This window comes from Pseudomonas sp. MM213, assembly GCF_020423045.1.
GTDB classification, from domain to species: Bacteria; Pseudomonadota; Gammaproteobacteria; order Pseudomonadales; family Pseudomonadaceae; genus Aquipseudomonas; species Aquipseudomonas migulae.
Genome location: NZ_CP081943.1, coordinates 5,503,976 through 5,516,787, shown reverse-complemented (window position 1 = coordinate 5,516,787; position 12,812 = coordinate 5,503,976). Strand labels below are relative to the sequence as shown.

Sequence of the window (12,812 nt, the reverse complement as noted above, 5' to 3'; positions counted from 1 at the left end):
CTCCTTACAGATCGCCGAAGAAGCGCTTCACGCCTTCGAACCAACCGGTGGTTTTCGGCGAATGGCTATTGTCGTCCGCCAGGGAGCTACGGAACTCTTCCAGCAATTCGCGCTGACGACGACCCAGATTGACTGGGGTTTCCACCGCAACACGGCACATCAAGTCACCGGCACCGCCGCCACGCACAGGCGCAACGCCTTTGCCGCGAACACGGAACTGCTTGCCGGTCTGAGTCCCCTCAGGGATTTTCAGTTTGACCCGACCATCAAGGGTCGGAATCTCCAGCTCGCCACCCAGCGCCGCATCGACGAAACTGATCGGCACTTCGCAGAACAAGTGCTTGCCGTCACGCTGGAAGATCGCGTGCTCGCGCACGTTGATCACCACATACAGATCGCCCGTCGGACCACCCTGAGCGCCCGCCTCGCCTTCGCCGGACAGACGAATGCGGTCACCGGTATCGACACCGGCCGGCACTTTCACGGAAAGGGTTTTGTACTCTTCAACGCGACCGTCGCCGTTGCAGGAGTTGCACGGGTCGGAAATGATCTTGCCCTGGCCATGGCAACGCGGGCAGGTCTGCTGCACCGAGAAGAAACCTTGCTGCATGCGGACCTGACCGATACCGCCGCACGTCGGGCAAGTGACTGGCGAAGAGCCTTTCTTGGCACCCGAGCCATCGCACGGCTTGCAGTTGACCAGTGTCGGAACGCGGATATTCACGGTGGTACCGCGTACCGCTTCTTCCAGATTCAGTTCCAGGGTGTAACGCAGGTCGCTGCCGCGCTGAGCGCCGCCACGAGCACCGCCGCGACCGCCACCGAAGAAGTCACTGAAGACATCGCCAAAGATGTCGGAGAAGTTCTGACCGCCAAACCCGGCACCGCCGCCGCCCATGCTTGGGTCGACACCGGCATGACCGTATTGGTCGTACGCCGCGCGCTTGCTGGAATCGGACAGCACTTCGTAGGCCTCGTTGGCCTCCTTGAACATCTCTTCCGACGCTTTGTCATCGGGATTACGGTCCGGGTGGTGCTTCATCGCCAGGCGACGGTAGGCCTTTTTCAGGTCCGCTTCGCTTGTGCCACGCTCAACACCCAATACTTCGTAATAGTCACGCTTTGCCATAAGTCTTTGCACTCTTAAGGACGTTCGGCAAACCTCTCCTGAGCCCTGCCGAACTCGTTGAGCCCCAATACAGGCCCGGACCCAACTCACGTCAATTCAACGATCCTGGTCTTTGATTCACTGCGGTACTTTCGGCTCGAAAAGCAGGAGCATTCCCGGCCATACCACCAGCACACGAACTTGTCGCATGCTGTAAAAATTCGTGTACTCCAGACACGCCAACGCGGGAGCAGGCTCCCGCGCGGCGACATCCTACCAGTCACCGCCTAAAGGCAGTCAACCGGGCGACCAACAACTTACTTGTGGTCTTTGACTTCTTCGAACTCGGCATCGACAACGTCGTCGGCTTTTTCAGCTTTTTCGTCGTGCGGTGCTGCGCCTTCAGCAGGCTGAGCCTGTTCGGCGTACATCTTCTGCGCCACTGGAGCGGAGACTTTCGACAGCTCTTCAACCTTGGCTTCGATTGCAGCTTTGTCGTCGCCTTTAACAGCGGCTTCCAGAGCAACAACAGCAGCTTCGATTGCAGTCTTCTCTTCAGCAGTCACTTTATCGCCTGCCTCAGTGACCATTTTGCGAGTCGAGTGAACCAGTGCATCGCCCTGGTTGCGGGCAGTGGCCAGCTCTTCGAACTTGCGGTCTTCCTCAGAGTTCGCTTCAGCATCGCGAATCATTTTCTCGATCTCTTCATCGGACAAACCGGAGTTCGCCTTGATCACGATCGATTGAGCCTTGCCGGTGGCCTTGTCTTTGGCGCCTACGTGCAGAATGCCGTTGGCGTCGATGTCGAAGGTCACTTCGATTTGTGGCACGCCACGTGGTGCTGGTGGAATCTCGGCCAGGTCGAACTTGCCCAGGGATTTGTTCTGGGCGGCTTGCTTACGCTCGCCTTGCAGCACGTGGATGGTCACGGCGCCCTGGTTGTCGTCGGCAGTCGAGAACACTTGCGATTTCTTGGTAGGAATCGTGGTGTTTTTCTCGATCAGCGCGGTCATCACGCCACCCATGGTTTCGATACCCAGGGTCAGCGGGCTGACGTCCAGCAGCAGAACGTCTTTCACGTCACCGGCCAATACGGCGCCCTGGATAGCAGCACCCATGGCAACGGCTTCGTCCGGGTTCACGTCTTTACGTGCTTCTTTACCGAAGAACTCGGTCACCAGTTTCTGAACCAGTGGCATACGGGTCTGACCGCCTACCAGGATCACGTCGTTGATCGAGCCAACTTCGATGCCGGAGTCTTTCAGAGCGATGCGGCAAGGTTCGATGGTGCGTTGAACCAGGTCTTCAACCAGCGCTTCCAGCTTGGCGCGGGAAATTTTCACGTTCAAGTGCTTAGGACCGGTGGCGTCTGCAGTGATGTACGGCAGGTTCACGTCGGTCGACATGCTCGAAGACAGTTCGATCTTGGCTTTTTCAGCGGCTTCTTTCAGGCGCTGCATGGCCAGCGGGTCACCTTTGAGGTTCATGCCGCTTTCTTTCTTGAATTCGTCGACGAGGTAGTCGATCAGACGAATGTCAAAGTCTTCACCGCCCAGGAACGTGTCACCGTTGGTGGCCAATACTTCGAACTGGTGCTCGCCATCGACTTCAGCGATTTCGATCACGGAAACGTCGAAAGTACCGCCGCCCAGATCGTAAACGATCACGGTGTGATCGCCTTTCGCCTTGTCCATACCGTAAGCCAGAGCGGCTGCGGTTGGTTCGTTGATGATACGTTTAACGTCCAGGCCCGCGATGCGGCCGGCGTCTTTGGTCGCCTGGCGCTGGCTGTCGTTGAAGTAGGCCGGAACGGTGATCACCGCTTCGGTCACTGGCTCGCCGAGGTAGTCTTCGGCGGTCTTCTTCATTTTCTTCAGAATTTCAGCCGAGATCTGTGGCGGCGACATTTTCTGGCCGTTCACTTCAACCCAAGCGTCGCCGTTGTCAGCCTTGGCGATTTTGTAAGGGACCATCTTGATGTCTTTCTGTACGACTTCTTCGTCGAACTTACGACCGATCAGACGCTTCACCGCATACAGGGTGTTGTGCGGATTGGTCACAGCCTGACGCTTGGCCGACTGGCCAACGAGGATTTCGCCGTCGTTGGCGTAAGCGATGATCGACGGCGTGGTACGCGCACCTTCAGCGTTTTCAATAACTTTGGCTACGCCGTTTTCAAGCACGGAGACGCAGGAGTTGGTAGTCCCCAGGTCGATACCGATAATTTTGCCCATGTTCACTCTCCCGAAACTTTGGATTTGGTTGCCGCAGCAGTGGTGGCTAACTGCGGTAGCACTTAAACGCTTGACTTCTAAATGGGGGCCTTGCGGCTAATTTCAAGCCTGCTCGTCAATCGAAGGCGAAACCGGTGCCGGTGCCTTGCTGACCACGACCATGGCCGGGCGCAGCAGACGACCATTGAGCTGATAGCCCTTCTGGAACACCTTGAGCACGCTGTTCGGCTCGACGTCAGCGCTTTCCTGCATGGCCATTGCCTGATGAAGAACGGCGTTGAACGGTTCGCCATGCGGATCGATCGCTTCCAGCTGATAACGCTTCAGGGTGTCCTGGAACATTTTCAGGGTCAGCTCGATGCCTTCGCGCATTGGGCGGATGCTTTCATCGTCCGGGTTGGACAACTCCAGACCACGCTCAAGGCTGTCGATGATCGGCAGCAGATCACCGGCAAATTTTTCCAGAGCGAATTTGTGAGCCTTTTCAACATCCTGCTCGGCGCGACGGCGGACGTTCTGCAGATCGGCGGCAACACGCAAAGCCTGATCCTGCGCGCCTGCCAGTTGCTCTTCGAGCACTTGTACACGAGCCGCGAGGTCTTCACCCGAAGCCGCGGAGCCCTGGTTGGCTTCTTGATTTTGCGTATCCACTGTCTGTTCGTCAGCCATAGATTTCTCCTTTCAATATCGTCCGCGAGCTCAACTCGCGCTTCTGCCCAGCTATATGGGGCCGCAAAAATCAGCTTCAAGGGGTTTGTTGTGATTAACCCTACAAAAAACAGCTGCATTGTCATTTCCCGATGCGCTAACGATTTCGTCGGATCAATCAAATCGAGCTAAGCGAGGGCATTGTCAGCCGCAAATAAAACACTGTATAAATAACCAGACCTAAAGCCTGGGAGCGGCCTTTATGCTGGTGCACCTGTCCGTACACAATTACGCCATCGTTGAACATCTCGATCTCGAACTCGATCGCGGGATGAGTGTGATCACAGGGGAAACCGGCGCCGGCAAGTCGATCATGCTCGACGCCCTCGGCCTGACCCTGGGCGATCGCGCTGACAGTGGCGTGGTCCGCCCGGGCGCCGACAAGGCCGACATCCTGGCCACCTTCGACCTGGTCGATATTCCCGAAGCCAGTGCCTGGCTGGCCGAGCGCGACCTTGAAAGCGACGGCCCGTGCATCTTGCGCCGGGTGATCACCGCCGAAGGGCGCTCCCGCGGCTATATCAATGGCACGCCCTGCCCGCTTGGTGATCTCAAGGCCCTGGGCGAGCTGCTGATTGATATCCACAGCCAGCACGAGCACCAATCCCTGCTCAAGACCGACACCCACCGCCGCCTGCTCGACGAATACGCCGGCGCCACCGACCTTGCCCGCCAGGTGCAATTGGCCGCCCAACGCTGGCGCCAGACTCGCCAGGAGCTGGAGCGTCTCTCCAACTCCGGCGATGAACAACGCGCCCGCCATCAACTGCTCAGCTATCAACTCGAAGAACTGGAAAACCTCGGCCTCGGTGACAACGAGCTGGAGCAGTTGGAGCAGGAACACAAGAACCTGACCAACGCCGAAACCCTGCTGGGCATCTGCCGGCAAGTGGTCGAACAATGCAGCGAAAGTGATTCCGGCAATGTCCTGAACGCCTTGACCGCCAGCCTCAACCGCCTGTCGAGCGTGAACAACTCGATCGGCGCACTGGGTGAAGCCAGCAGTTTGCTGACCAGTGCACAGATCCAGGTTGAAGAGGCCGTCGGCGAACTGAATCGCTTCCTCGATAACTTCGATGCCGACCCGGCGCGCCTGCAGTACCTGGAAGAACGCCTCGATGCGATCTACACCATGGCGCGCAAGCACCGCATCCAGCCGACCGAGGTCGCCGAGATGCAGCAGCGCTTGCTGGATGAAATTGAAACCCTCAATGCCAATGATGAATCCATCGAGCGCCTGGGCGATGAACTGGCTTCTTATGCCCGCCACTATCAGGAGAAGGCTCGCGAACTGAGCGATCTGCGCCACCAGGCCTCCAGCAGCCTGGCCAGCGCCGTGGAGCAGGAAATCCAGCGACTGGGCATGCCCGGCGGCCGCTTCACCATCGAGTTGCGCCCCAACAGCAGCGATGAGCTGCTGCCTAACGGGCTCGAACAGGTAGAACTGCTGGTCAGCGCCAACCCCGGCCAGCCCTTGAAAGCTTTGGCCAAAGTAGCCTCGGGGGGTGAGCTGTCGCGGATCAGCCTGGCGATTCAGGTGATTACCGCACAGACTTCACGCGTACCCACCCTGGTATTCGACGAAGTGGACGTAGGCATCGGCGGCCCGACGGCCGAGATTGTCGGCCAGCTACTGCGTCGCCTCGGTGAGCGCGGACAGGTGCTGACAGTGACTCACTTGCCGCAAGTGGCGGCGCAAGGGCATCAGCATCTATTTGTGCACAAGGTGCGTGGCGAAGAGGCGACCCACACAGCCGTCTCCAAGCTGAGCAAGAATGATCGCGTTGAAGAAGTCGCGCGGATGCTGGGCGGCATCGACCTCACCAAGGAATCCCTGGCACACGCGAAAAAAATGGTCGTTACCGCAAAGATTTAAGAACGGCAGACAGCACGAAGGCGACCCTGGGGTCGCCTTCGTTCGTTTCGCGAATGTGAAATTCGCGCGACATGCTTACTTTTTCTTGCGCACGTACAGCACCAGATTGTGATCGACCATCTCGAAACCGTACTTGTCGACGATGGCTTTCTGCAGGCGCTCGATTTCTTCGTCGAAGAATTCGATCACTTCGCTGGTTTCGACGTTGACCATATGGTCGTGATGCTTGCCGTCATCCAGCTCGAAGACCGCATGGCCTCCGTCGAAGTTGTGCCGCACCACAAGGCCAGCTGCCTCGAACTGAGTCAGTACACGGTAAACCGTGGCCAGACCGACGTCCTCACCAGCCTCCATCAGCGCCTTGTAAACATCCTCGGCACTCATGTGGCGTTGCGCGGCGGAATCGAGCATTTGCAGAATTTTGACCCGTGGAAGGGTCACTTTGAGACCGGCTTTGCGTAGTTCGCTATTTTCAACCATGGTCAGCTTTCTCGCGATGCTGCTTCGCAGCTTCTCTTAATGCGGGTATGATCGGCGTTTACGTTGTCCCAGCCAAGATAGTGGAAGTCGCCCACCGATGCAAAACACCAAGCTCTTGCTAACCAGTTTCACCTTTGTGGGACTGCTCGCACTCGCCGGTTGTTCATTCCCCGGGGTTTACAAAATCGACATCCAGCAGGGCAATGTCGTCACGCAGGACATGATAAACCAGTTACGCCCGGGAATGACCCGTAAGCAAGTACGGTTTATCATGGGCAACCCTCTGTTGACCGACACGTTCCATGCCGATCGCTGGGATTATCTGTACAGCCTGCAACCCGGTGGCGGTGAACGCCAACAGGAACGCATTAGCGTTATCTTCAACCCAAATGACCAACTTGTCAGCCTCTCTGGTGATTTCATGCCAGGCGTGAGCCGGGACGAAGCCATTCTCGGCAAGGACAGTGGCACTAATGTGACCGCACCTGTTGAAAACGCCGAGAAGCCGAAACCGGAAAAACCGGTCAAGCCAGGTTCGTTGCTGGATCAGATCCAGAAGGACGTGGACGGCGTAGAAACCGTTCCAGTCCCGACGCCAGAACCGCTGGAAACCTCGCCGCAATAATTTGCGACGCAATAAAAAACCCGGAATGTCCGGGTTTTTTATTGTCTGGCATTTAATCAGGTCACTGATTTCGGGCTTTGGCCTCGGCAGCCTTGGCCGCGCGCAACCGGCGAACCTCTTTCGGATCGGCCAGCAAAGGCCGATAGATCTCAATACGATCCCCTGCCCGAACCTGGTGTGTGTCCGGATCGGCGATCACCTTGCCAAAAATCCCGACAGGGCATTCGCCCAGATCGAGCTCTGGAAACGCTTCGCCTATTCCCGAATCAAGCAGCGCTGCGCGCACTGTTGTGCCTGCGGGCACCGCCACACAGCGAAGCACCTGACGATCAACGGCGGCATACACCACCTCGATTTCGATCACGGGCTTAACCATGTATCTGTTTGGCGCGCTGGCAGAACGCATCGACCAGCGTATTGGCTGCCTGATTGAACAATGGCCCCAGGGTCGCGCGAACAATCGGCCCGGCGTAATCGAACGACAGGTCCAGGCTGATCTTGCAGGCCTTGTCGGTCAACGCCTTGAACACCCAAATGCCATGCAACTGGGTGAATGGGCCTTCCTCGAGATTCATCTCGATCGATTGCCCGGGGACCAGAGTGTTACGCGTCACGAAATGCTGACTGAGGCCACCCTTGGCCACGCCAACGCTCGCGCGCATGTACTCGGGAGAGTTTTCCAGGACTTCGGCCGACGAGCACCACGGCAAAAACTCCGGGTAACGTGCCACGTCATTGACCAGGTCATACAGCGCTTGTGCCGGGTACGGCAGCAGAGCCGAACGTTGAATGTGTGTCGTCATGTCAGCGTCACTTCCACAGCTGGGCGGCAAACACTACAAGAATGCCGATGGGCGCCACATAGCGCATCAAAAACAGGGACAGATTGAACAGCATGGGGTTGCGGATCGACAACTCGTCGCGCACCGCTTCACGCCCCATCACCCATCCTGCAAACACCACGAAACACAAACCACCGAGTGGCAACATGATCCGCGAGGTAAAGAAATCGATCACGCCAAAGAAATCCAGACCGCCGGCCGCCCCCCATTGATAGAGGTGGAACATCCCGCCTTCGCTCACGAAAAACTTGGCTTCCTTCCAGATATTGAAGGAAAACACCGTGCCCAGACCGACGAACCAGCAGGTGAACGCCAGCCAGAAAGTCACCCACGCGCGACTGACTTTAGTGCGTTCAACCAGGTAAGCCACCATCGGTTCAAGCAGTGAAATCGCCGAACTCCAGGCTGCAATCGCGACCAGGACGAAGAACACTACCCCCATCAACTGACCAAACGCTACGTTGCCAAAGGCAAATGGCAGGCTGACGAACATCAGGCCAGGGCCCTCGCTCGGGTTCAGGCCGGCGGCGAACACAATCGGAAACAATGCCAGGCCCGCGACCAGCGAAACAAAGGTATCGAGCAGCGCGACACCAACCACGGTGCCGGAGATCGACGAGTGTTTCGGCATATAGGCGCCATAGATCATGATCGAACCAACGCCGACGCTTAGGGAAAAGAACGCGTGCCCCATGGCCGGCAACAAGCCGTCGAGGACTTTTTCCGGGTGGAAGTCGAACATGAAATGCACGCCCTCCATGAAATGGCCGGTGGTCATGCTGTAACCCAGCAGCACCAGAACCATCACAAAGAGCAACGGCATCATGATGCGCAGGCTGCGCTCAAGGCCGGCAACTACGCCCCTGGCGATGACGACGGCGGACAACAGCATAAAAATCGTATGCCAAAGTGTCAGACGCCATGGATCGGCGATCACGTTGCCAAAGTACGCACCGACCTGATCCGGCGTTACCCCCTGAAAGTCGCCGCGCCCCATGTCGATGATGTAATCCAGCGACCAACCGCCGACGACACTATAGAAAGACAGGATCAGCAACGCCGTGATCATCCCGGCGAATGCGCCCCAAGACCACTTGCCCGAATGCCCGGCCTCCAGCGCCAGCACCTTCAAGGCATTGGCCGGACTTTGCCGGGCGCGCCGGCCGATCAGGGTTTCAGCCAGCATGACCGGTACGCCGATCAGTGCGATACAGGCCAGGAACATCAATACAAAGGCACCGCCGCCGTAGACCCCGACCATGTACGGGAACTTCCAGATGCTACCCAGGCCCACGGCCGAACCGGTCGCGGCGAGTATGAAGACCCAGCGGCTAGCCCAACTGCCGTGGACAGAAACCTTGTCTGTCGACATCGTTACCACGTCCAAGCATTGAAAAAAGAGGGCGCATTGTCCGGGATTCAATCAACCTGCTCAAGCACGCAGCATCACCGTAGCCGACTCGCGTGCAACTCCCTATAATGCCGCCCCTATGGCTAAACAGAAGAAACACCCAACAGGGACCATCGCGCAGAATAAAAAGGCGCGACACGATTACTTCATCGAACATCGGTTCGAGGCTGGTCTGGTCCTGGCCGGCTGGGAAGTAAAAAGTCTGCGGGCAAGCAAGCTGCAACTGGTCGACAGTTACGTGCTGCTCAAGGATGGCGAAGCATGGCTGCTCGGCAGCCACATTACGCCCCTGACGACCGCCAGCACGCACGTCATCGCCGATCCGACGCGCACCCGCAAATTGCTGCTCAACCGCCGCGAGCTGGAAAAGCTGGCCGCCGCCGTGCAGCAAAAGGGTTACGCCTGCGTGTGCCTGTCCTGGTACTGGAGCAAGCACATGGTCAAGTGCGAGATCGCTCTGGGCAAGGGCAAGAAGGAATACGACAAGCGTGATACCGAACGCGAACGCGACGCCGGTCGCGAGCTGCAGCGAGCGGTGCGCAACAAGGGCAAGGAAGAGTAGTTTTCGCCTGAGGCCCTCTTCGCGGGCAAGCCTCGCTCCTACAGGATCGCGTGATCTGTAGGAGCGAGGCTTGCCCGCGAATGCAATCGCACGAACGATACAAAACCAACTGACTACATCCCCTTGCGCCGTTCCGCCCGGGCCATGCGCTGCACTTCCTGACGCACCTCTTCCAGCACTTCCTGTACATACAGAATGTGTCGACTGGAAACTTCCCGCGCCTGCTCCGCCCTTCCCTCAATAATCGCCATGTACAACTCCCGATGCTGCGTGATCAGCATGTCGCGGGTTTCCGTGCGCTGTTTGTACATGCCGCCAATGTTGGTCACCACGTTGCGCTTGAGCAGATCGAACAGCCCGCGAATGGTGTGCAGCAACACCGCGTTGTGACTGGCTTCGGCGATTGCCAGGTGAAACTTCGCGTCCGCCGCCCCCTCTTCCGCCCGACTCACTTCATCGTGACGGGTGTAGCAGTCCTGCAATTCATTGAAGGCCGCGGTCAGCCGCTCGCGATCGACATCTGTCGCCCGCATCGCTGCGTAATAGGCGCAGGACGCTTCCAGGGTATGGCGAAACTCCAGCAGATCGCGCTGGGCCTCGGGGTTGCTTTCAAGCAGATGAAGCAGCGGATCACTGAAGGTCGTGCCCAGTGACTCCACCACATAGTTGCCGCCACCCTGGCGGCTGACCAGCAAGCCCTTGGCCGCCAGCTTCTGAATCGCTTCGCGCAACGAAGGGCGTGACACGCCGAACTGCTCGGCCAATGCGCGCTCGGCCGGCAAACGCTCACCTGCCTTCAGCGTGCCCTCGAGGATCATCCCCTCGAGCTGCTCGACAATATCGTCAGACAAACGGCGCTGACGAATTTGATCAAACCCCATAACTCAATTCTCCACGATCCCGACGGCTCGCCGGGCTCTCTATTCTGGCCTATCGGCGCTTTGCCAGCACCTACCAGACGGCATTTGTACGAGCGGATCAAGCAGACGCCACAGCACGTGTTCGACAAAAGTTTTAGGGCGGCAAATTGACACGCCGCCTACAAGGCTTTTACCCTAGCGAACAGCGATTGTAAATTGGTATTACCAATTATCCAAGAACGCTGATCAGTGCCTGACCAACAACAATTAGGGGCCACCCCATATGCAAACCTGGCAACAGCTCTATACCCCGCTCGGCAGCCTCGGCTTTTCCGCGCTCGCAGCCGTTATCCCCATCGTGTTTTTCTTTCTGGCGTTGGCCGTGTTCCGACTCAAAGGGCACGTGGCCGGCAGCATCACGCTGGCCTTGTCCATTGCGGTGGCCATCTTCGCGTTCCAGATGCCGGTCGATATGGCATTCGCCGCCGCCGGGTATGGCTTCGCCTACGGCCTGTGGCCGATTGCGTGGATCATCGTCGCCGCCGTGTTCCTCTACAAACTGACGGTCAAGAGTGGTCAGTTCGAAGTGATTCGCAGCTCCGTCCTGTCGATCACCGACGACCAGCGTTTGCAGGTGCTGCTGATCGGCTTCTGCTTCGGTGCATTCCTTGAAGGTGCAGCCGGTTTCGGCGCACCGGTAGCGATTACCGCCGCCCTCCTTGTTGGACTTGGCTTCAACCCGCTGTACGCCGCAGGCCTGTGCCTGATCGCCAACACCGCGCCAGTGGCCTTCGGCGCCTTGGGGATCCCGATCATCGTGGCCGGGCAAGTGACCGGTATCGACGCGTTCAAGATCGGCGCCATGACCGGCCGCCAACTGCCGCTGCTGTCGCTGTTCGTGCCGTTCTGGCTGGTGTTCATGATGGACGGCCTGCGCGGCGTGCGGGAAACCTGGCCAGCAGCACTGGTGGCCGGTTTGAGCTTCGCCATCACCCAATACTTCACGTCGAACTTCATCGGCCCGGAACTGCCGGACATCACCTCGGCCCTGGCCAGCCTGATTTCCCTGACGCTGTTCCTGAAAGTCTGGCAGCCGAAACGCGCCGCAGGCCAACACATCGTCGGTGCCGTTTCGGCCTCCGTTGTGACCGCCAGCGCCGGCGGCTTCGGTCAGCCGCGCACAACCGTGGCCTCGCCTTACAGCCTCGGTGAAATTTTCAAAGCCTGGTCGCCGTTCCTCATCCTCACCGTGCTGGTCACCATCTGGACCCTGAAGCCGTTCAAGGCGATGTTCGCCGCTGGCGGCTCGATGTACGGCTGGGTGTTCAACTTCGCCATTCCGCACCTGGACCAAATGGTGATCAAGGTCGCACCCATCGTGACCGCTCCGACCGCCATCCCGGCCGTGTTCAAACTCGATCCGATCTCCGCGACCGGTACGGCGATTTTCTTCTCCGCACTGATCTCGATGCTGGTGTTGAAGATCAACATTAAAACTGGTCTGACCACTTTTAGAGAGACATTCTACGAGCTGCGTTGGCCGATCCTGTCCATCGGCATGGTGCTGGCGTTCGCCTTTGTCACCAACTACTCGGGCATGTCGTCGACCATGGCGCTGGTATTGGCAGGCACCGGCGCGGCGTTCCCGTTCTTCTCGCCGTTCCTCGGCTGGCTGGGTGTGTTCCTGACCGGTTCCGACACCTCGTCCAACGCGCTGTTCAGCTCGTTGCAAGCCACCACCGCGCACCAGATCGGCGTCAACGACACCTTGTTGGTGGCGGCAAACACCAGCGGCGGCGTGACCGGCAAGATGATCTCGCCACAATCGATCGCCGTGGCCTGCGCCGCGACCGGTCTGGTCGGCAAGGAATCGGACCTGTTCCGTTTCACCCTCAAGCACAGCCTGTTCTTCGCAACCATCGTCGGCCTGATCACCTTGGCTCAGGCCTACTGGTTCACCGGCATGCTGGTGCACTAAGTACTACACGAAAAAACGCAAAAACCGACGCCGGACCACGACTCCGGCGTCAGCTATTCACAACCCGGTCTGTAAGGCTGCTGAAAGAATCTCTCTCTATATTCAGCAGCCTCAGCGGACGGATAACC

At 58.3% G+C, this 12,812-nt stretch carries 12 protein-coding genes; 4 read left to right on the top strand and 8 right to left on the bottom strand.

Features of this window, described 5'->3' with window-relative positions; genetic code table 11:
• Window positions 1-4 precede the first annotated feature (4 nt).
• The 3 genes from dnaJ to grpE all read right to left on the bottom strand — a co-directional run bounded on the left by dnaJ (window position 5) and on the right by grpE (window position 4,011).
• Window positions 5-1,129: a molecular chaperone DnaJ gene (dnaJ, locus tag K5R88_RS25030; protein ID WP_008029785.1), complete on the bottom strand. Its 1,125-nt coding sequence runs from the start codon at window positions 1,127-1,129 to the stop codon at window positions 5-7.
• Between the two features lie 296 nt (window positions 1,130-1,425).
• A complete protein-coding gene (gene dnaK, locus K5R88_RS25025) occupies window positions 1,426-3,342 on the bottom strand; it encodes a molecular chaperone DnaK (protein ID WP_008029786.1) in 1,917 nt (638 codons plus the stop codon).
• Window positions 3,343-3,444: 102 nt separating this feature from the next.
• Window positions 3,445-4,011, bottom strand: coding sequence for a nucleotide exchange factor GrpE (gene grpE / locus K5R88_RS25020; protein ID WP_008029789.1), 567 nt, complete (start codon window positions 4,009-4,011; stop codon window positions 3,445-3,447).
• A 241-nt stretch (window positions 4,012-4,252) separates the two neighbouring features.
• On the opposite strand from grpE, the gene recN reads away from it, so the two are divergent.
• Window positions 4,253-5,926 carry a DNA repair protein RecN gene (gene recN / locus K5R88_RS25015; RefSeq protein WP_223450609.1) on the top strand — a complete coding sequence of 558 codons (1,674 nt, stop codon included), beginning with the start codon at window positions 4,253-4,255 and terminating at the stop codon, window positions 5,924-5,926.
• A 75-nt stretch (window positions 5,927-6,001) separates the two neighbouring features.
• Here the strand turns inward: recN and fur are convergent, their stop codons facing one another.
• A complete protein-coding gene (fur, locus tag K5R88_RS25010) occupies window positions 6,002-6,406 on the bottom strand; it encodes a ferric iron uptake transcriptional regulator (RefSeq protein WP_064679800.1) in 405 nt (134 codons plus the stop codon).
• Window positions 6,407-6,503: 97 nt separating this feature from the next.
• Between fur and K5R88_RS25005 the strand changes: the two genes are divergently transcribed.
• The gene (locus tag K5R88_RS25005) at window positions 6,504-7,031 is read left to right on the top strand and encodes an outer membrane protein assembly factor BamE (protein ID WP_008029791.1); all 528 of its coding nucleotides are present in this window, start codon (window positions 6,504-6,506) and stop codon (window positions 7,029-7,031) included.
• A 61-nt stretch (window positions 7,032-7,092) separates the two neighbouring features.
• On the opposite strand, the gene K5R88_RS25000 is transcribed toward K5R88_RS25005, so the two are convergent.
• From K5R88_RS25000 to K5R88_RS24990, 3 genes are read right to left on the bottom strand one after another with little or no spacing between them, the layout of a single operon-like run.
• Window positions 7,093-7,407: an RnfH family protein gene (locus K5R88_RS25000; RefSeq protein ID WP_008029793.1), complete on the bottom strand. Its 315-nt coding sequence runs from the start codon at window positions 7,405-7,407 to the stop codon at window positions 7,093-7,095.
• Window positions 7,400-7,834: a type II toxin-antitoxin system RatA family toxin gene (locus K5R88_RS24995; protein WP_008029796.1), complete on the bottom strand. Its 435-nt coding sequence runs from the start codon at window positions 7,832-7,834 to the stop codon at window positions 7,400-7,402. The genes K5R88_RS25000 and K5R88_RS24995 overlap by 8 nt, the downstream gene beginning before the upstream one ends.
• Window positions 7,835-7,841: 7 nt before the next feature.
• Window positions 7,842-9,245 carry a sodium-dependent transporter gene (locus K5R88_RS24990; RefSeq protein WP_226298571.1) on the bottom strand — a complete coding sequence of 468 codons (1,404 nt, stop codon included), beginning with the start codon at window positions 9,243-9,245 and terminating at the stop codon, window positions 7,842-7,844.
• Window positions 9,246-9,363: 118 nt separating this feature from the next.
• On the opposite strand from K5R88_RS24990, the gene smpB reads away from it, so the two are divergent.
• Window positions 9,364-9,846, top strand: a complete 483-nt coding sequence (gene smpB, locus K5R88_RS24985; protein WP_008029800.1) for an SsrA-binding protein SmpB — start codon at window positions 9,364-9,366, stop codon at window positions 9,844-9,846.
• A gap of 113 nt (window positions 9,847-9,959) precedes the next feature.
• Here the strand turns inward: smpB and K5R88_RS24980 are convergent, their stop codons facing one another.
• Window positions 9,960-10,727: a GntR family transcriptional regulator gene (locus K5R88_RS24980; RefSeq protein ID WP_008029801.1), complete on the bottom strand. Its 768-nt coding sequence runs from the start codon at window positions 10,725-10,727 to the stop codon at window positions 9,960-9,962.
• A gap of 262 nt (window positions 10,728-10,989) precedes the next feature.
• Here K5R88_RS24980 and K5R88_RS24975 point away from each other — a divergent pair, with 262 nt between their 5' ends.
• Window positions 10,990-12,684 carry a lactate permease LctP family transporter gene (locus K5R88_RS24975; protein WP_223435482.1) on the top strand — a complete coding sequence of 565 codons (1,695 nt, stop codon included), beginning with the start codon at window positions 10,990-10,992 and terminating at the stop codon, window positions 12,682-12,684.
• Window positions 12,685-12,812: the final 128 nt, after the last annotated feature.

Bases quoted from the DNA above. Each gene is read 5' to 3' on its own strand.
- K5R88_RS24995 (WP_008029796.1), bottom strand. From the start codon at position 7,834: ATGACGACACACATTCAACGTTCGGCTCTGCTGCCGTACCCGGCACAA.
- dnaJ (WP_008029785.1), bottom strand. From the start codon at position 1,129: ATGGCAAAGCGTGACTATTACGAAGTATTGGGTGTTGAGCGTGGCACA.
- dnaK (WP_008029786.1), bottom strand. From the start codon at position 3,342: ATGGGCAAAATTATCGGTATCGACCTGGGGACTACCAACTCCTGCGTC.
- K5R88_RS24980 (WP_008029801.1), bottom strand. From the start codon at position 10,727: ATGGGGTTTGATCAAATTCGTCAGCGCCGTTTGTCTGACGATATTGTC.
- recN (WP_223450609.1), top strand. From the start codon at position 4,253: ATGCTGGTGCACCTGTCCGTACACAATTACGCCATCGTTGAACATCTC.
- K5R88_RS24975 (WP_223435482.1), top strand. From the start codon at position 10,990: ATGCAAACCTGGCAACAGCTCTATACCCCGCTCGGCAGCCTCGGCTTT.
- K5R88_RS25000 (WP_008029793.1), bottom strand. From the start codon at position 7,407: ATGGTTAAGCCCGTGATCGAAATCGAGGTGGTGTATGCCGCCGTTGAT.
- grpE (WP_008029789.1), bottom strand. From the start codon at position 4,011: ATGGCTGACGAACAGACAGTGGATACGCAAAATCAAGAAGCCAACCAG.
- K5R88_RS25005 (WP_008029791.1), top strand. From the start codon at position 6,504: ATGCAAAACACCAAGCTCTTGCTAACCAGTTTCACCTTTGTGGGACTG.
- K5R88_RS24990 (WP_226298571.1), bottom strand. From the start codon at position 9,245: ATGTCGACAGACAAGGTTTCTGTCCACGGCAGTTGGGCTAGCCGCTGG.
- smpB (WP_008029800.1), top strand. From the start codon at position 9,364: ATGGCTAAACAGAAGAAACACCCAACAGGGACCATCGCGCAGAATAAA.
- fur (WP_064679800.1), bottom strand. From the start codon at position 6,406: ATGGTTGAAAATAGCGAACTACGCAAAGCCGGTCTCAAAGTGACCCTT.